16 protein-coding genes are annotated in these 17825 nt (G+C 48.1%); 5 read left to right on the forward strand and 11 right to left on the reverse strand.

Annotated elements, in window-relative coordinates; genetic code table 11:
• Nucleotides 1-5 precede the first annotated feature (5 nt).
• Genes paaA through WN59_RS02965 form a run of 3 tightly spaced genes read right to left on the reverse strand, consistent with a single transcriptional unit; the run spans nt 6 to nt 2218 of the window.
• A complete protein-coding gene (paaA, locus tag WN59_RS02955) occupies nt 6-950 on the reverse strand; it encodes a 1,2-phenylacetyl-CoA epoxidase subunit PaaA (protein ID WP_046512289.1) in 945 nt (314 codons plus the stop codon).
• Between the two features lie 12 nt (nt 951-962).
• Complete coding sequence (locus WN59_RS02960) at nt 963-1217, reverse strand: ferredoxin (protein WP_046512292.1); 255 nt, start codon at nt 1215-1217, stop codon at nt 963-965.
• On the reverse strand, nt 1217-2218 hold the full coding sequence (locus WN59_RS02965) for an NAD(P)/FAD-dependent oxidoreductase (RefSeq protein WP_046512850.1): 1002 nt from the start codon (nt 2216-2218) through the stop codon (nt 1217-1219). Before WN59_RS02965 ends, WN59_RS02960 begins: the two co-directional genes overlap by 1 nt.
• 209 nt (nt 2219-2427) lie before the next feature.
• Between WN59_RS02965 and WN59_RS02970 the strand changes: the two genes are divergently transcribed.
• Nucleotides 2428-2829 (forward strand): PaaI family thioesterase, encoded by a 402-nt coding sequence (locus tag WN59_RS02970; RefSeq protein ID WP_046512294.1) that lies wholly within the window; start codon nt 2428-2430, stop codon nt 2827-2829.
• A 31-nt stretch (nt 2830-2860) separates the two neighbouring features.
• Here WN59_RS02970 and tyrS read toward each other — a convergent pair whose 3' ends face one another.
• Nucleotides 2861-4123, reverse strand: a complete 1263-nt coding sequence (gene tyrS, locus WN59_RS02975; protein ID WP_046512297.1) for a tyrosine--tRNA ligase — start codon at nt 4121-4123, stop codon at nt 2861-2863.
• A gap of 423 nt (nt 4124-4546) precedes the next feature.
• Here tyrS and WN59_RS02980 point away from each other — a divergent pair, with 423 nt between their 5' ends.
• Entirely contained in the window at nt 4547-7111 is a 2565-nt protein-coding gene (locus WN59_RS02980; RefSeq protein WP_046512299.1) for a transglycosylase domain-containing protein, read from the forward strand.
• 54 nt (nt 7112-7165) lie between these two features.
• Here WN59_RS02980 and WN59_RS02985 read toward each other — a convergent pair whose 3' ends face one another.
• Nucleotides 7166-8833: a formate--tetrahydrofolate ligase gene (locus WN59_RS02985; protein ID WP_046512302.1), complete on the reverse strand. Its 1668-nt coding sequence runs from the start codon at nt 8831-8833 to the stop codon at nt 7166-7168.
• Between the two features lie 115 nt (nt 8834-8948).
• Nucleotides 8949-10661, reverse strand: a complete 1713-nt coding sequence (gene acsA, locus WN59_RS02990; protein ID WP_046512307.1) for an acetate--CoA ligase — start codon at nt 10659-10661, stop codon at nt 8949-8951.
• Nucleotides 10662-10765: 104 nt separating this feature from the next.
• On the opposite strand from acsA, the gene WN59_RS02995 reads away from it, so the two are divergent.
• Genes WN59_RS02995 through WN59_RS03005 form a run of 3 tightly spaced genes read left to right on the forward strand, consistent with a single transcriptional unit; the run spans nt 10766 to nt 13197 of the window.
• A complete protein-coding gene (locus WN59_RS02995; RefSeq protein ID WP_046512310.1) occupies nt 10766-11398 on the forward strand; it encodes a GNAT family N-acetyltransferase in 633 nt (210 codons plus the stop codon).
• Nucleotides 11399-11410: 12 nt separating this feature from the next.
• Nucleotides 11411-12052: a CBS and ACT domain-containing protein gene (locus WN59_RS03000; protein ID WP_046512313.1), complete on the forward strand. Its 642-nt coding sequence runs from the start codon at nt 11411-11413 to the stop codon at nt 12050-12052.
• Nucleotides 12049-13197 carry an acetoin utilization protein AcuC gene (locus WN59_RS03005; RefSeq protein ID WP_046512317.1) on the forward strand — a complete coding sequence of 383 codons (1149 nt, stop codon included), beginning with the start codon at nt 12049-12051 and terminating at the stop codon, nt 13195-13197. Before WN59_RS03000 ends, WN59_RS03005 begins: the two co-directional genes overlap by 4 nt.
• A 33-nt stretch (nt 13198-13230) precedes the next feature.
• Here WN59_RS03005 and ccpA read toward each other — a convergent pair whose 3' ends face one another.
• From ccpA to murC, 5 genes are all read right to left on the reverse strand, one after another.
• On the reverse strand, nt 13231-14220 hold the full coding sequence (gene ccpA / locus WN59_RS03010; RefSeq protein ID WP_046512320.1) for a catabolite control protein A: 990 nt from the start codon (nt 14218-14220) through the stop codon (nt 13231-13233).
• 75 nt (nt 14221-14295) lie between these two features.
• Nucleotides 14296-15306, reverse strand: coding sequence for a bifunctional 3-deoxy-7-phosphoheptulonate synthase/chorismate mutase (locus tag WN59_RS03015; RefSeq protein ID WP_046512323.1), 1011 nt, complete (start codon nt 15304-15306; stop codon nt 14296-14298).
• A gap of 68 nt (nt 15307-15374) precedes the next feature.
• Nucleotides 15375-15836, reverse strand: coding sequence for a YtxH domain-containing protein (locus tag WN59_RS03020; protein ID WP_046512326.1), 462 nt, complete (start codon nt 15834-15836; stop codon nt 15375-15377).
• A 14-nt stretch (nt 15837-15850) separates the two neighbouring features.
• The gene (locus WN59_RS03025; protein WP_046512329.1) at nt 15851-16411 is read right to left on the reverse strand and encodes a DUF948 domain-containing protein; all 561 of its coding nucleotides are present in this window, start codon (nt 16409-16411) and stop codon (nt 15851-15853) included.
• 87 nt (nt 16412-16498) lie between these two features.
• Nucleotides 16499-17797: a UDP-N-acetylmuramate--L-alanine ligase gene (gene murC / locus WN59_RS03030; RefSeq protein WP_046512332.1), complete on the reverse strand. Its 1299-nt coding sequence runs from the start codon at nt 17795-17797 to the stop codon at nt 16499-16501.
• Nucleotides 17798-17825: the final 28 nt, after the last annotated feature.

Genomic DNA, 17825 nt, shown 5'->3' on the forward strand with positions numbered 1-17825 from the left:
CCCCCTTATGCTTCCAATGCCTCACGGACCCAGGCGTTATTTTCATAGGCCGCCCTCCTCAAGTTGAGACGGTCCTGGCTTTTCGGCCCTTCATTGCCGATGATCTGCTTGAACTCTTTCCAATCCGGCTGCCGGTACTCCCATTTTTTTGTTGCTTCATCAAATCGGAGTGTATCATCAGGGATTGTCAGGCCGAGCGAATGTATCCTCGGTACATATTTACTGAGGAAGCTCTGTCTCAGTTCCTCGTTCGTCTTGGTGCGGATCTGGTATTTTATCGTTGCATCCTGTTTTGAACTGCCCGTCGTGTCTTTCGATTCAGGGCCGAAGAACATGAGAAGCGACGGCCACCAGCGGTCGATTGCATCCTGGAGCATCTTCCTTTGTTCCGGACTGCCTTCCGCCAGAGCCATGATGATGGATTCACCATGCTGGGCATGGAAAACCTCCTCAGCGCATATGCGTTTTAGGGCGCGTGCATAAGGGCCGTATGATGCCCCAAGCATATTCGTCTGTGTGATGATCGCTGCGCCGTCGACCAGCCAGCCGATCAGTCCGGCATCCGCCCATGTATGCGTCCTCATATGGAAAACATTGTGGAACTTCAGCCGCTCTTCAAAAAGATCGTCCATTATATCCGCACGGTTCCTGCCGAGTGGTTTCATCAGATCCTCACTCACCCTGAGCAGCAGCTGCCCATGCCCCATCTCGTCCTGGACTTTCGCCATGATGCCGAGCTTGCGCCCAAGCCCCGGTGCTTTGGGCACCCATTCCTTCTCAGGCAGCGCCCCCATGATTTCACTGATGCCATGCATTGAGATCAATTTGATCAACACTGTCCGGTATTCGTCGGGCATCCAGTCATCCATTTCAATCTTGTCACCATCTTCAATCCGTTTCATGAATGCTTCGTACTTGCCACTTTCAGACATATCTGTAACCGCTTCCATTTTACCGCCCCCTTAATAACTTCCGGCATCCGCCGTTACTATCGGCTCCACGCCGGTCTTTATCGAATCCGTCGGGCACCCATCCAGGGCGTCCTCAAGATCGAAAAGCATGTCCTCATCCTCTATAAGCGCCGTTCCTCTGTTGCCGTCAATGTGTACAAACGCCTTCCTTTCGCCATCGTAATCGAAAATGTCCGGCGCACAAGCCCCGCATGAACCGCAGGATATGCAGGTTTCCTGATTGACCACCGTATACAGTTTCTCCATTATATTCCCCCCTGGCTTTCATCGATGATGGATGTGGAATGCTGCGGCTGATGCTTTGCTGCCGGATCGATATGGACTTTCGCACTGGATACTGCGATCGGTGCTTCCCCGAAGCCTGTTGCGATCAGTTTCACTTTGCCTTCGTAGCTGTTGATGTCACCCACAGCATAGATCCCTTCAATATTGGTCTCCATTTTGGAATTGACCGTGATATCATTCTTTCTGATATCAAGACCCCAGTCTTTCATGGGACCGAGTGTCGAAGAAAAGCCGAAATTGCAGATGAATTCATCTCCGTCCACTTCTATTTCCATCTCCTCCTTCGCATGCTTCAGGGTGATTGAACATAGCTTCTCAGAAGCTTCGAACGCAGCCGGCTGAAACGGTGTCAGAAGATTCACCGAAGAATCCTTCAGCTCCTGGACGCTTGCTTCATGTGCACGGAAACGATCCCGCCGGTGGACCAGCGTCACCGATTTCGCTGTATCATTGAGCATCAGGCTCCAGTCCACAGCAGAGTCCCCGCCTCCGAATATCACAACGTCCTTATCACGGAAATGCTCAATATCTTTCACGAAATAATGAAGGTTTATCCCTTCATATTCCTCTATATTCGGGAGCTTCATACGCTTAGGCTCAAAAGAACCATTGCCGCCGGCAATGATGATCGTCCTGGTATGGAAAACCTGATCATTTTCCGATTCTATGATGAAAGTGTCCTCCACCGTCCTGTTGATGCTGATAATATTCGTTTCCAGTGATACGTCCACATCAAAGCGGTTCATCTGCTCTTCAAGGTTCAAAACGATATCTTTAGCCTTCTCTCCCGGGAAACCGGGAATGTCATAAATATACTTTTCAGGGTAAAGCGTCGCCAGCTGCCCGCCCATCTCAGGGAGACTGTCCACCAGATGCACTTTCATTGATCTGAGGCCGGCATAGAATGCGGTAAACATGCCGACAGGGCCGGCTCCGATAATCGTCGTATCATAAATCTCCATTTCTTCTGTCACATTCACGTCCCCTTTTATAACATTATAAAAATTTATAATTATTAACTGTTATAAACAAATAGTAAAAAACTTCACCGGGGAAGTCAAGGAATTGCATTGAAATAATTGAATTATTACAAATTTCATATAGAATAAAATTTATATAACAACAATATCAATGTTTTACCCAACACAGTTATCTATAAGGAGGGACGACCTTGGATCTGAGGAACGTTGTCAGAAAAGAGACATCTGCACCGCCGTGCGATCACTACCTGAACGTCAGTGTGAAAGAAGCGTCAGAAGGAAAAAGCCGAGGAATATGGACAGTGACTGATGAAATGATCAATGGCAATGGTGTTGCCATGGGCGGCTTTTCAGGTGCAGCTGCCGACATCATGTTTGCCTATGCGATAAGTTCACAGCTTGAAATGGATGAGGGATTTGCGAGCATCAATCTGAATACCACATTTCTCAAGCCAGTTATCAGAGGAGAGGTCGAAATTTTGTGCCGGATACACAAAAAAGGACGGACTGCAGCATACGGCAGAGCCACACTCATGCAGAATGGAAAAACAGTGGCGGAAGCCACATCGTCAATCATGATCATAAAAAAATGAGCACAGATACGCCGATCTGTGCTCAGATAGATTATTTACCGTACTGGATCATGTGATATTTTTTCTTGCCCCGGCGGATTACCGTGAATTCGCCATCCAGCTTGTCGGATTCCCGGATTTCATAATTCACGTCCTGCCGGCGCTCGCCGTTGATGTAGATGGCACCATTCGTGATATCTTCACGCGCCTGTCTCCTGGATGGGGACACGTTTGTATCTACAAGGATTTTCACCAGATTCATATCCGCTTCATCATAGTTCGCCGAAGGTACATCTTTGAACGCATCCTTCACCTGCGCGGCAGTCAGAGATTTGATATCCCCGCTGAACAGCGCTTCTGTTATCTTCTGCGCTTCCCTGAGAGCCTCATCCCCGTGGATGAATGCAGTGATCTCTTCTGCCAGACGTTTTTGGGCCTTTCTCAGATGCGGTTCATTTTCAACGGATTCCGCGAGTGACCCGATCTCCTCTTTGGACAGGAAGGTGAACAGCTTCAGGAATTTGATGACATCCGCATCACTCTGGTTGATCCAGAACTGGTAGAATTCATAAGGTGATGTGCGCTTGCGGTCCAGCCAGATGTTACCCGATTCGGTCTTGCCGAACTTCTTGCCGTCGGCTTTCGTGATGAGTGGAATCGTCATTCCTTCCGCTTCCGTCGCCCCGTACATTCTTCTCATCAGATCGAGCCCGCTCGTGATGTTCCCCCACTGATCTGACCCGCCGATCTGCATTTTACAGTTGTATTCCTTATTCAGATGACCGAAATCGATTGCCTGGAGAATGGTATATGTGAACTCGGTATATGAAATGCCCGTTTCCAGTCTGGACTGGATCGCGTCTTTTCCAAGCATGTAGTTCAGGCTGACATGTTTCCCGTAATCCCTGAGGAAGCTGATCAGGCTGATGTTTTTCAGCCAGTCCTTGTTGTTTACCAGGATTGCCCCATTTTCATCAGAAAAATCAAAAATCTGTTCCATCTGTTTTTTGATGCCCTGGACATTGTCATCGATCTGATCCTCGGTCTGGAGGCTGCGTTCTTCAGCCTTGAATGAAGGGTCTCCGATCATCCCTGTGCCGCCGCCGATCAGGACAATCGGCCGGTGGCCGTACTCCTGGAACCTCCTCATCGTCAGAAACGGTACAAGATGTCCGATGTGGAGACTGTCTGCAGTCGGATCCGCCCCGCAGTAGAGCGTCAGCTGCTCATTGTCCAATAGCTCCGAAATCTTCTCTTCATCCGTCATCTGGTAAATGATCCCACGGTATTTGAGATCTTCTATCAATTCATTCATGTGTTCTTCCTCCTGATTTGAAATTTATATCATCGCAATAAAAAAAGCCCCTTACAAAAAGTAAGGGTGCTTTTATACACGGTACCACCATACATTTAACTCTTTTTGGGACAGAACGCTGTCCCGGACGCCCGGACACGGTTGATTGCAGTGTATTCACAGGGGGTGCGCACCGGTTTTCACCAACCACCGGCTCTCTAAATTGCACAAAACCCGCTACTTCTCTGCAGTCCAGTAAATATCAATTTAGCAATATCATACAATTTAGTTCTTGTGAAGTCAACCGCGGAAAGAAGTGAACTGCTAAATTCTTTTCATGTATATCTGCCATATGATAACATGAGGAATCGCATAAAAGCGGTGTTTATTCGTTAACTCCCCTACTTATTTCTATGTTATAATGACCGGTGACAGGAGGTAGTCATGAAGAAGAACGACTTTTTAAATGATATTAAAAAAATGTTTTCCGGTGGTGATGGCGGTTCAGAGAAAGATAGGCTGAAGGGGTCATCATTCAAAGAAAAACTAAATAATGCAACTGACCGTTTCAAACGGGCCGGTTCGCCGGCAAGAATAACATTCTTCACTGCTTATAATACTATATGGAATATTGTACTCTTCCTCCTCCTCTCCTTTACGCTGATCGGCATACTTGTCTTCAGCATTGGCCTCGGGTACTTCGCTGCCCTTGTCAATGATGAAGAGGTCGAACCCGCTGACGAAGTGAAAACAGCATTGACGGAGATGACAGAAAGTACAACGGTCGCCTTCGGTTCCGGTGAATCCCTCGGCACACTGAGAGCGGACCTTATACGTGAACGTGTGGAATATGATAATATCTCACCTTATGTCACTGATGCACTCATCGCTACAGAAGATGAGTACTTCTATGATCATAACGGCATCGTACCGAAAGCATTCCTCAGGGCGACACTTCAGCAGGTCGGCGGTTCCGAGTCGGGGACGGGAGGCAGTACGCTTACCCAGCAGCTGGTCAAAAATCAGCTGCTCACAAACGAGACCACATTCGACCGTAAGGCCACGGAACTGCTTCTCGCGTTCAGGGTCGAAAAACTACTTAGCAAGGAAGAGATTCTTGGAGCATACTTAAACGCTGTGTCCTTCGGACGTAATGCCAATGGCCAGAACATAGCGGGCATCCAGGCTGCGGCCGAGGGAGTATTCGGCAAAGATGCAGCGGATCTCAATCTGGCTGAAAGTGCATTCCTGGCAGGCATGCCGCAGAATCCTTATGCATATACACCATTTATGCAGGGGGGCGACGTTAAAAGTGAGGAGGCACTGCAGTCCGGTAAAAACCGTCAGTTGTTTGTACTGGAACGGATGCTCACAGAAGGTTCAATCACGCAGGAGGAATATGACGAAGCAGTCGATTATGACATCTACAGCAACCTGGCTGAAAGTGTAAGAGTGCCGAATCAGGATTATCCGTTCCTGACTGAAGAAGTGGAAAGACGCGGCATAGACATCATCAAATATCATATTGCCGAAGAAGAAGGCGTTTCAAGGGAAGATGTGGATTCAACGCCGCTCCTTAACCAGGAGTATACTCAAAAAGCGAATACGGCACTCCGAAATCAAGGGTACCATATTGAAACGACAATTGATAAAACCATCTATGACACGATGCAGAATGTAAAGAACAACTCTAATTATTACTACGGCAACAGAAGCATCCAGGAAGCCGAAGATGCTACGGAGGAAGAGCAGCAGGAAAGCAACCAGGAATTCGAGCATGAAATCGGCGCTGTACTGAAAGACAATGCATCAGGCAAGATATTAGGTTTTGTCGGCGGCAGAAATCATGAAAACTCTTCCGTGAACCATGCCACACAGACTTCAAGGATGGCCGGTTCTACGATGAAACCGCTGATCACATACGGTCCCGCATTGGATAAAGGCATCATTGCACCGGACACTGTGCTTCTGGACAAATTCTTTACGATTCCATCCATCAATTACAGTCCGAGAAACTACGATGTGGATGAGGAATTCGGTCTTGTTTCAGCAAAACATGCACTGAGCAACTCCTATAACCTGAGCACCCTCAGGTTATGGTCGGATGTTAGAGAGCATAACCCTCAGGAGTACTTCGACAAGATGGGCATGCCGCTTGCGGACACAATGTATGCGAATGAAAATAACCTCATTCCTTCATTGCCGCTCGGCGTCAACAACATGTCCGTTGAAGAGAACGTCGACGCATTCTCGACATTCGGCAATGATGGTAAAATGACCGACAGCTACATGATCGAATCCATCACAAGTCCTGAAGGCGAAGTGATCTATGAGCATGAGGGAAGCACCGAACAGGTTTTCAAGGAATCAACAGCCTACCTGATGTCGGATATGCTCCAGGAATCGTTCCAAACAGGATCTGCCTATCATATTGAGGATTTCTACAACAGATATGATGACCAATTCGACTGGGCTGCCAAAACCGGAACTTCCAATTCGTTCATCGACTCCTGGTTCATGGGCTACAATCCAAAAGTGACACTCGGACTCTGGATGGGATATGACAGGAACATTCCGCAGGTTGCCAACCAGGATGCCGAACAGTACATGCACATCTATAACTGGAGGGACATGGCAACGGCACTCAGTGAAGCTGCACCGGAAGAAATGGGCGCCAACCAGAGCTTCAACCGCCCCGATTCCGTCCGTGAAGTGGAATATTGTGCATTGACGATGGAACAGGAGGACGACTGCAGCAGTAGCATGGATGAACCGATCGAAGGTCTTATCGCAGAAGATACCAAACTCTCTAACAAGAGCAGCCTGAGTGATTCTGAAATCCAACAGAGAATGGGCGCTGCCTTCGATTCCGGTCTGAGCAATTCAGACCTTAGGGGCACTGTTACAAACACCTACGACAACAGATACACTGTCGGCCGTTCATCATCCGATGATGATGACGATGATGACGACGATGACGACGATGACGATGATGACGACGACAACTGAGAATAAAAAAAGGTTAGCCGGGAATTTCCGGCTAACCTTTTTTATCGTCCCGCTTTAGAATAATCCTTTGGAATTGCCATCGGCGTCCACATCCATATGGACTGCAGAAGGCACTTTGGGCAGACCCGGCATGGTCATGATATCACCCGTCAGCGCCAGAACGAATCCTGCTCCATTTTTGGCGATGAGCTCCCTTACGGTAACTTTGAAGCCGGAAGGTCTGCCGAGCAGTGATGGATCGTCACTCAATGAATACTGCGTCTTAGCCATGCATACCGGAACGTCGGCCCAGCCGTGTCGTTCGATTTCTGCCAGCTGTTTTTTGGCTTTATCCGTGAAAATGACGCCATCGCCGCCGTACACTTCCGTGACAATCTTTTCAATCTTCTGATCGATCGGAAGGTCAGTTTCATAAAGGTGTTTGAAATTCTGCTCCTGCCCAAGCACTTCCAGCACCTGCTCCGCGAGATCGGTTCCGCCAGCGCCGCCGTGTTCCCATACTTTGGTCAGAGAAACGCGCACGCCCTGTTCTTTGCACCAGTCAAGTACGAAGTTCCTTTCCTCATCCGTATCTGTAACGAAGTCGTTAAGCGCAACAACCGGCTCAACACCGAATTTGCGCGCATTCTCCACGTGCTTTTCAAGGTTTGCGATACCCGCTTTCAGAGCCTCCACATTGGCCTCACCAAGGTCGCTCTTCGCCACGCCGCCGTTCATCTTAAGTGCACGTATTGTGGCCACAAGAACGATGGCATCAGGTGCAAAGTTGCCTTTCCTCGCTTTGATGTCCATGAATTTTTCCCCACCGAGGTCTGATCCGAAGCCACATTCAGTAACAACGATATCAGCCAGTTTTCTGGCGGTGTTCGTTGCAATCAGCGAATTGCAGCCATGGGCGATGTTGGCGAACGGACCGCCATGGATCAATGCCGGGGTCCCTTCCATTGTCTGCACAAGGTTCGGTTTTATCGCTTCTTTGAGAAGGAGTGCAAGTGCGCCTTCAACTTCAAGCTGGCCGACTGTCACCGGTTCTTTATCGTATGTGTAGCCAATTATGATATTCGCGATTTTTTTCTTGAGGTCGATGAGGTCAGTTGCAAGGCAGAGTACAGCCATGATCTCACTGGCGACGGTGATATCGAAGCCGTCTTCTCTCGGCACTCCGCGTGTTACACCACCGAGGCCGACGTTTATCTGGCGCAGTGCGCGGTCGTTCATATCCATGACACGCTTCCAGGATACGCGACGCGGATCGATATTCAGTTTGTTGCCGTGATGCAGATGGTTGTCGATGAATGCAGCCAGTGCATTGTTGGCAGTCGTGATTGCATGCAGGTCACCGTTGAAATGGAGGTTGATCTCCTCCATAGGCAGAACCTGTGCGTGACCGCCCCCAGTAGCACCGCCTTTTATACCCATGACCGGACCGAGTGCCGGTTCACGGAGCGCGACCATGACGTTCTTTTCAAGCTTATTGAATGCATCCGCCAAACCGACAGTGCATGTTGACTTCCCTTCCCCTGCAGGTGTCGGGTTCATCGCGGATACCAATACCACTTTGGATTTCGACTCATCGCCTTCCACCTTATGTATGTCGACTTTCGCCTTATACTTTCCATACATTTCGAGTGCATCCTGTGGGATGCCCGCCTTATCAGCAATATCCTGAATCGGTCTGATTTCAGCTTTTGCTGCGATTTCCTGATCTGTCAGGTGTGCCATAATTTCATCTCCTGTATATATAGATTACCCGGTCAAGCGGGCTCTTATCATCTATTATGCCATACTATTCAAAATATTGCCCCCGGTAAATTACCGGAGGCAGAAGTTTGATTTTTTATTCATCGTCCATGGATGACAAATCTCCGGCCGGCAGATCGAGCTCCCAGGCTTTCAATACACGTCTCATGATTTTACCGCTTCTCGTCTTAGGCAACTTATCCTTGAATTCGATTTCTCTTGGAGCAGCATGGGCGGCAAGACCTTCCTTGACGAACACCCTGATTTCCTCTTTGAGTTCATCGGTCTGGTCGAACCCTTCACGGATTGCTATGAATGCCTTGACGATTTCGCCGCGTACGGGGTCAGGCTTACCGATGACACCGGCTTCCTGTACCGCCGGATGTTCAACCAGCTTAGACTCGATTTCAAACGGTCCGACCCTCTCGCCCGCAGTCATGATGACGTCATCGACACGGCCCTGGAACCAGAAATAACCCTCCTCATCCATGTATGCAGAATCCCCTGACACATACCAGTCACCGATGAAATAGGAATCGTATTTGGCATCATTCTTCCAAATTTTACGCATCATCGCCGGCCACCCTTTTTTAAGGGCCAGGTTGCCCATGCGGTTGGGAGGCAGCTCATTCCCTTCGTCATCAATGATGGCGGCTTCCGTTCCCGGCAACGGTTTGCCCATCGAACCCCCTTTGATGTCCATGGACGGGAAGTTGACAATCATGTGGGCGCCCGTTTCAGTCATCCACCAAGTATCATGTATTCTCAGATTAAAGACTTTCATGCCCCATTTGACAACTTCAGGGTTCAAAGGCTCCCCTACTGAAAGTACATGCCGCAGGCTGGACAGGTCGTAATCTTTCACGATTTCATCCCCTGCACCCATCAGCATACGGAATGCCGTCGGTGCACTGTACCAGATTGTGATATTAAGGTTCTGTATTGCCCCGTACCATGCTTCCGGAGAGAATCTTCCGCCGACGACAACATTCGTTGCGCCGTTCAGCCACGGGGCAAATATACCATAGGATGTACCTGTCACCCAGCCCGGATCGGCTGTGCACCAGTATACATCATCCTCTTTCAGATCCAGCACATATTTGCCGGAAATATAATGCTGCACCATTGCCTGCTGTACATGCAGCACACCTTTTGGCTGACCGGTGGAACCGCTCGTATAATGAAGGATCATGCCGTCCTCTTTATCCAGCCATTCGATGTCGAATTCGTCTGAAGCGTTTTCAAAACTTTTGTCAAAATCGAGATAGTCCCCTTCCACACCATCACCGACAACAACCACTTTTTCAAGATTTGGAAGATCATCCATCGGAATGCGCGGCAGCAGCTCAGGTGTCGTGATGATGACTTTCGCATCACTGTTTTCAAGGCGGTCCCTTACAGCTTTTTCCATGAAGGCCTCAAACAGCGGACCGACGATGGCACCGACTTTCAGGGCACCAAGCAGCGAGAAGTAAAGCTCCGGGCTCCGGGCCATGAAGATGAATACTCTGTCGCCTTTCACAACCCCCGCTTCATCCTTCAGTACATTCGCCGCTTTATTGGATGCTTTCTTCAGTTCATCAAAAGTATAGGAGGAGTGTGTTTCTCCGTTCTTGTAATGGAGCGCGACTTTATCAGCCAGTCCATTTTCAACATGCTTATCGATTGCTTCATAAGCCATATTGTACTTGCCTGTTTCATACCATGAAAAGTTTTTTTCCACTTCATTCCAGTCAAAATTTTTGACTGCTTCATCATAATTTTTCAGATTGGGATTTTGATCCGTCGCTTCATAAAGTTCTACTTTCATAAATGTAACTCCCCTTTTGTATTTTTCTTTTACAATTATTATTATATAATACTGGTGACGGATTTTTCAAAATATTTAAAACGGAAACTTCAGGAGGGCTTCTTTTGCGCCATATAAAGACGTATTATAAAGAAGATTACGAGGCACCGGATCAGTCATTTGTCATCGAAGGTCCCGTCTCCAGGAAAGACCTGGAAAAGTTTTCCTACGACGCGGGGCTTGATGCATTCCGACCGCCCAAAGAGCAGTTTGAAGCCATCAGGGAAATCGCAGACCTTGAGGAAGGCAGGATCATCATCGCCCGTGAAGGCAGCCATATCGTCGGCTACGTGACATTTCTGCATCCCGATCCGATGGAGAGGTGGTCGGACGGCAAACTGCCCTATATCATGGAACTCGGCGCTGTGGAAGTGAGTTTCGACTATAGGAGCTTCGGGCTCGGAAAGCGCATGCTGCAGCTTGCGATGCTTGATGACTATATGGAGAACTATATAACCATCACAACTGAATATTACTGGCACTGGGATTTGAAAAACAGCGGTCTTGATGTTTATGAATATAAAGATCTGATGATCAGGCTAATGGCTGCGAGCGGCTTCGAAGTGTTTCAGACAAACGACCCTGAAATCACCGGCCATCCTGCAAACACGCTCATGGCACGCATAGGAAAGAACATCACAGATGACCAGTTGATGGAATTCGATAAGATAAGATTCAAGAACAGATTTTTCTTTTAGGAGGATGTACAGATGCTTGTTGAAAGGATAATGACTTCACCGGTATTCACTCTTACGCCAGAGAATACCATCGAAGATGCGATGGATATGATGAGCCGGCACTCATTCCGGCACATACCGATTGTCAATGAAGACGAAAAGCTGACGGGTATCATTTCCGACCGTGATATCAAACTGACTCTCCCGTCGGTCCTGTCGGATGATGACCCTGAATTCAATCTGAAAGTACCGATATCACGCATAATGAGAAAACGGGTCACCTACTGCCATCCACTCGACTTCGTCGAGGAAATAGCAATGGATTTCTATCATTATTCGATAGGTGCCATGCCCGTCGTCTCCAGCAACAGGATTGTGGGCATCGTCACTCAGAAGGATATGCTCAATACATTTCTGGAACTTACAGGCATTACAGAACCCGGGTCCATCATCGAAGTGAATGTGGAGGACAGGACGGGTGTCATATATGATATCGGCAAAGTTTTCAAAGAACTCAATATCAGAATCATCAGTGTATCTGTATACAGAAACAGGGATATGAAGGGGTATAAGACGGTGGTACTCAGAATACAGGCAATGAATCCGGTCAAGGCAATAGAGAAACTGGAAGAAAAGGGATTCACGGTTGTGGATCCGATGCATTTGTACCAATGAAAAAGCCTTTGTACGTATACGATGATTCATTGCTGAAATACCGTTTCAACTCCACCCACCCATTTAATCAGATGAGACTCAAAATGACCACAGACCTTCTGCGGGCTGCAGATTTTTTACCAGAAGAGAATATCATAAAACCGCGCGGAGCCACAGATGAGGAACTTCTCCTCGTGCATAAAGAGGATTTTCTGGAAGCTGTCAGAGCAGCCGGAGAAGGGCGTTTATCCGAAGATAAAATGGAAAGCTACGGATTGAACACTGATGACACCCCCAGTTTCCAGGGGATGCACGAAAAGAGCAGGATGCTTGTCGGGGCGACGCTGACGGCGGTTGATGCTGTCATGGAGGGCAGGACGGATAAGGCGGCAAGCCTTGCCGGAGGGCTCCATCACGGTTTCAGCGGCAGAGCAAGCGGTTTTTGCGTCTATAATGATTCCGCTGTCGCCATAGAGTATATGCGCAGAAACTATGGCAAACGTGTAATGTATGTCGATACAGACGCCCACCATGGAGACGGCGTCCAATGGATATTCTATGATTCCAGGGAAGTCATGACTTATTCCATCCATGAAACCGGCCGCTATCTCTTTCCGGGCACCGGCAGTCTTACCGAGCGCGGAGCCGGTGATGGGTTCGGGTTCTGTGTGAATCTTCCGGTGGATGCATTTACCGAGGATCAGTCCTTCATGAGTATTTTCAAGGAAAGTCTGGAGGCGGCAATCATAAAATTCAAACCGGATGTCATTCTTAGCCAGAACGGGGTCGATGCACATTACAGGGACCCGATGACACATCTTTCATTGACATCCGCATCTTTTGAAGAGATACCAAGGTTTGTCTGTGAAATGGCGGATAAGTATACTGATGGCAAGTGGATAGCTGTTGGAGGCGGCGGATATAATATATGGCAGGTCGTGCCACGGATGTGGGCGCAAATATGGCTTGCCATGACCGGCACCGAACCGCCGCGCGGAAGGCTGCCGCAAAAATACATGGATAAATACGCTCCGAAATGTCCGGTCGATTTTCCGTCAGAGTGGACAGATGATACACATGACTACCAGGAAATTCCCAGACGCCGGGAAATCACTGAAAAAAATGAAAGTTCACTAAACCGGGCGATGCTCCACATAGAAAATTAAAAGCAGCCGGATCCGATCCGGCTGCTTTCGATGTTATTTTGTCGTGGCACGGTATTCTATCTTGTAAGGCAGGATGACATTAGCCTCATCCACCGTCTCTTCATTCATGTATTTGGTCAGAAGCCTCATGCCAACGGCGCCGATATCGTAGAGCGGAAGCGCTATGCTTGAAAGCGGTGGTCTCACCATATTTACGAGTCTTGTATTGCTGCAGCTCAGCACCTGGATATCCTCCGGAATCCCAAGATCATGATCCATTGCGCTGTGCAGTACGCCGATGGCTGTTTCATCACTCATGGTGATGACGACATCCGCTTTATGGGTACTGATCTCTTCGAAAACATCCTTGCCGGACTGGTAATCGGAACCGGCAGTAAGTATCAGACTGTCATCCGCTGACTTACCTGCATCCCGGTAGGCTGATTTGATCCCTTCCTCGATATGATTTTCGAGCTGGTCTGAATAGGATGCTTTCAGGAAGGCAATCCTGTTTGCACCCGTGTCCAGGAATTTTGTTGTTGCTTCTTTGATCGCTTCGAAGTAATCAATATTTACAGACGGCAGGTTCTTATCCTTCTCGCTTGTACCGCAAATGACAACCGGTACATGGGAGTCTTTGATATCCGACAGAGTTTCTTCATTAAGTGCACCGCCGAGGAACACCACTCCATCCACCTGTTTGCTGACCAGGCTCAGGAATGAATCCCTTTCCTTCTCCGGATCATTCTCGGTATTTGTGATGATCGTCTGATAATTATACATCTCGGCAATATCATCCAGACCTCTTGCAAGTGCTGAATAATAAAGATTGGAGATGTCGGGGATGATCACGCCCACCGTCGTGGTCTTCTTACTCGCCAGTCCGCGTGCAACCGCGTTGGGTCTGTAATTCAGACGCTCAATAACATCCTTCACTTTTTTACGGGTTTCGGGCTTGACGTTCGGATTGCCGTTTAAAACCCTGGATACTGTCGCCATTGAAACTTTTGCTTCCCTGGCAACATCATAAATTGTAACAGTCATATTGCACCTCCGTGCTTTCACTCTTGAAAACGCTTTTTATATTATGATAACATGAACGGTCGGATTTCGACACAATTATGGTAAATTTGTATAAAAATCCTCAAACTCGGTAAAGGACATCTGCTGTTTACTGTCACTCAGGGCCGCATCGGGTTCAGGATGCACTTCAGCCATGATGCCGTCCGCTCCTGCTGCGAGCGCGGCTTTGGCACATTCCGCCATAATTTCCTTACGTCCGGTGGAATGTGTGACATCCACCATGACGGGAAGATGGGTTGCCTGTTTCAAAAGCGGGACTGCAGAGATATCCAGAGTATTCCTGGTGCTTTTTTCATACGTCCGGATCCCTCTTTCGCAAAGGATTACGCGGGGGTTCCCTTCTGCAAGTATATACTCGGCAGCGTATAGAAATTCTTCCACTGTTGCACTCAATCCCCGTTTCAGAAGAACCGGCGTCTGGGATCTGCCGACAGCTTTCAGCAATTCGAAGTTCTGCATATTCCTCGCGCCTATCTGGAATATATCCAGATGCGGGCGGGCGAGTTCCACATGCCCGGGTGCTGTGATCTCGCTGATTACCGCAAGCCCGTATTCTTCCCTGATCCTAGAGAGTATCCTAAGGCCTTCCTCACCGAGCCCCTGGAAATCATAGGGGGAAGTTCTGGGTTTGTATGCGCCTCCCCTGATGATGCCGAGCCCCTTCTCCTTCAGCATGGCCGCAACTTCTGCAGTCTGCCTGTATGATTCCACGGCACACGGGCCAAAAATGTTCACCGTGCCCGGTCCCCCTATTTCATGGCCGTTCACTTCTACAATGGTGTCTGATCTTTTAGACTCCCGTGAATAGAGCATCCGCCGTTCAGCGCCATGGTCCCGCCCTTTCCCTGATTCATTGAACAGCGACTGGATCAGTTTTTCAACAAGTTCTCCGGGGGCCGCTCCATCGTAAATTGATGTGAGCTTTTGTATATAAGCCGCTTCATCCACATCATGACGGGCAATTGCCCCTTTTTGGATGCGTTCATCCAGAAGCTTCAACAGCTCCATGTCAATTTCAAACAATTCATCTTCCCTGCTGACAGTCATACAAACACCTCATAAAAAATCTAACCACATGCAGACACATGTGGTTAGTAATATTCATACCATCCTGTTTACTCATTTTTCTCTTCATACTTGGACATGTCGACTGTTCTCGCGTCTTTGGTATAATCCTCGCTGACTTCTTCCTGGATGGCTTCTTTCTGCGCTTTCATATCGGATTCATCAATCGATTTTACGCGGTTCTTCTCGTCCATTTCACTCTTTTTGACGACAGCCTCGTCCTTTTTGTCTTTGAGTTTGTCACGGAGTTCATCGGTCTTCTGCTCCGCCTTCTCTTTAAGTGAACTGTCCGACTCATCAGTGCCGAGGTTCCTGGAGAGTTTGTTCGCCTGGCCTGTGATATCGTCCCTTAAGGCATCACCGGATTTTGGAGCCAGTAGAAGCCCTCCGATCGTTCCGACCGCGAGTCCCAGAATCAGGCCGATTGAAAAGTCCCGTCCTGTAGACTGGTGCACCTGCTGTTCATATTCCTCTACTCCGTGAAGATGCCGATCTCTGTTATAAGTTTCCATTTTAAGACCTCCCATTACTTGCGGTCATCAAGTCCTGCATTCACGCGATCTTCATCGAGATTGTCATTGTTCGTGGAAGTTTCATTCACTGCCACAGGCAGTTTATCCGGATCCGTTTCTGAAGTCGTCGAATATCTGGTGGAATAGGCACTGTTGCGCTTCTGCCTCATCTGCCACTTGTCCGCCACTTCCATTGCAACGTTGGACCATTGTACAACCTGTGAAATTTTATCTTCATTTTGTGAAATGTTGTGAGTGATGGAATTCGTCACTCTGTCCACAGAGGAATTCAGATTCGTCATTGAATTGCCGATTCCCTGTACTGCATCAACGACAGAATTCAGTTTTGCAGATTTGCCCTGTACATCTTCTGCAAGACGATTCGTTTTATGCAGCAGGTCTGTTGATTCTCTTGTAATGCCCTGAATCTGTCCTTCCACACCATCTAGTGTTTTGGCTACATGATCCAGATTCTTTTTCACCGAAAACAATACTACTGCCAGCGCAATACATAAAATCAGAAATGCCACTGCAGCAATACCGGCGGCAATATATAAAACTATTTGCCAATCCATTGTAACGCCTCCATCTTCTTTCTTTATTTGTTATTCATTTTATAAAATAACCCGAAACACTGCTTTGTAAACATGTTTACAGGCAAATCATGAAAGCAGCTCGGTGAAACGTTTTTCATATTTTTGAATGTCACCGGCCCCCATGAATATGATGACAGCCTCTGTATGGATGTTCAGACGCTCCAGGTCCCTGTCGTCCAGAAGTTCCGCACCTGGTATCAGATCCACAAGGTCCCTGCTCGACAGCCTGCCTGACTCTTCTCTGGCAGAACCGAATATATCCACTATATATGACTTGTCAGATTCCGAGAGTGCCTCGGCGAAATCGTCAAGAAACGTTTCGGTCCTGGAAAAAGTGTGCGGCTGGAACACCGTCACTATTTCCCTGCCGGCGTATTTTTTACGGGCTGTCTCAAGTGTTGCACTGATTTCCCTCGGATGATGGGCATAATCATCGACTATCACCATGCCGTTCAGGAATGTCTCACTGAACCTGCGCTTGACGCCGGCGAAAGTCATGAATGCATCTTTGATATTCTCCATATCAAGTCCCTCCAGATGACATACCGTAATGACGGCAAGCGAATTCAATATATGGTGGTCGCCGTGCATCGGTATGCTGAATCTGTCCAGTTTTTCCTGGCCGATGTAAACATCAATATGTGTCCCTTTGGAGTTCGTCTCGATGTTCTCCGCCCTGACATCATTGTTCCCGCCGATTCCGTAGAACCAGACCGGCACATCCAGGTCCATATCCCGGACATATTCGTCCCCGCCGTATGCTATGACGCCTTTATTCGCCTGTTTGGCCATGTCTGTGAAGGCATCCACGACATCATCAATGCTCCTGAAATAATCAGGATGATCAAAGTCTATATTTGTAATTATTGCGTAATCGGGATGATAGCTTAGAAAATGACGTTTGTATTCACAGGATTCGAAAGCAAAGTAATCGCTGTTTTCAAGGCCGAATCCCGTACCGTCGCCGATCAGGAACGTCGTCTCCACATCACCGTTCATGACATGGCTGAGCAGACCCGTTGTAGAAGTCTTGCCGTGGGACCCTGTTACGGCAATGGATGTATACCTGCTCATGAAATCGGCCAGGAAAATATGATACCTGATGACAGGATAGCCAGCCTCAAGTGCCTTTTTTATCTCTGGGTGATCGTCCTTGAAGGCATTGCCTGCGATATAGGTAAAGCCGTCCACTACGTTATTCTCGTCAAAATCCATTATTTTTATGCCTTTGTCCCTCAGCTGGTGTTCAGTAAAGACTTCACTCCCAATATCAGAACCCCGGACTTCATGACCGAGGTCATGAAGCACCTGGGCAAGTGCACTCATCCCTGCACCCTTTATCCCTATAAAATGATATTTTTCCACGAGTTCACCAATCTTTCTTAAAATGAGA

Source organism: Salinicoccus sediminis (assembly GCF_000986795.1).
GTDB lineage: Bacteria > Bacillota > Bacilli > Staphylococcales > Salinicoccaceae > Salinicoccus > Salinicoccus sediminis.

What these genes read in the sequence shown, in the direction of transcription:
- paaA (WP_046512289.1), bottom strand. Translation starts at nt 950, where the DNA reads ATGGAAGCGGTTACAGATATGTCTGAAAGTGGCAAGTACGAAGCATTC.
- WN59_RS02960 (WP_046512292.1), bottom strand. Translation starts at nt 1,217, where the DNA reads ATGGAGAAACTGTATACGGTGGTCAATCAGGAAACCTGCATATCCTGC.
- WN59_RS02965 (WP_046512850.1), bottom strand. Translation starts at nt 2,218, where the DNA reads ATGGAGATTTATGATACGACGATTATCGGAGCCGGCCCTGTCGGCATG.
- tyrS (WP_046512297.1), bottom strand. Translation starts at nt 4,123, where the DNA reads ATGAATGAATTGATAGAAGATCTCAAATACCGTGGGATCATTTACCAG.
- WN59_RS02980 (WP_046512299.1), top strand. Translation starts at nt 4,547, where the DNA reads ATGAAGAAGAACGACTTTTTAAATGATATTAAAAAAATGTTTTCCGGT.
- WN59_RS02985 (WP_046512302.1), bottom strand. Translation starts at nt 8,833, where the DNA reads ATGGCACACCTGACAGATCAGGAAATCGCAGCAAAAGCTGAAATCAGA.
- acsA (WP_046512307.1), bottom strand. Translation starts at nt 10,661, where the DNA reads ATGAAAGTAGAACTTTATGAAGCGACGGATCAAAATCCCAATCTGAAA.
- WN59_RS03000 (WP_046512313.1), top strand. Translation starts at nt 11,411, where the DNA reads ATGCTTGTTGAAAGGATAATGACTTCACCGGTATTCACTCTTACGCCA.
- WN59_RS03005 (WP_046512317.1), top strand. Translation starts at nt 12,049, where the DNA reads ATGAAAAAGCCTTTGTACGTATACGATGATTCATTGCTGAAATACCGT.
- ccpA (WP_046512320.1), bottom strand. Translation starts at nt 14,220, where the DNA reads ATGACTGTTACAATTTATGATGTTGCCAGGGAAGCAAAAGTTTCAATG.
- WN59_RS03015 (WP_046512323.1), bottom strand. Translation starts at nt 15,306, where the DNA reads ATGACTGTCAGCAGGGAAGATGAATTGTTTGAAATTGACATGGAGCTG.
- WN59_RS03020 (WP_046512326.1), bottom strand. Translation starts at nt 15,836, where the DNA reads ATGGAAACTTATAACAGAGATCGGCATCTTCACGGAGTAGAGGAATAT.
- WN59_RS03025 (WP_046512329.1), bottom strand. Translation starts at nt 16,411, where the DNA reads ATGGATTGGCAAATAGTTTTATATATTGCCGCCGGTATTGCTGCAGTG.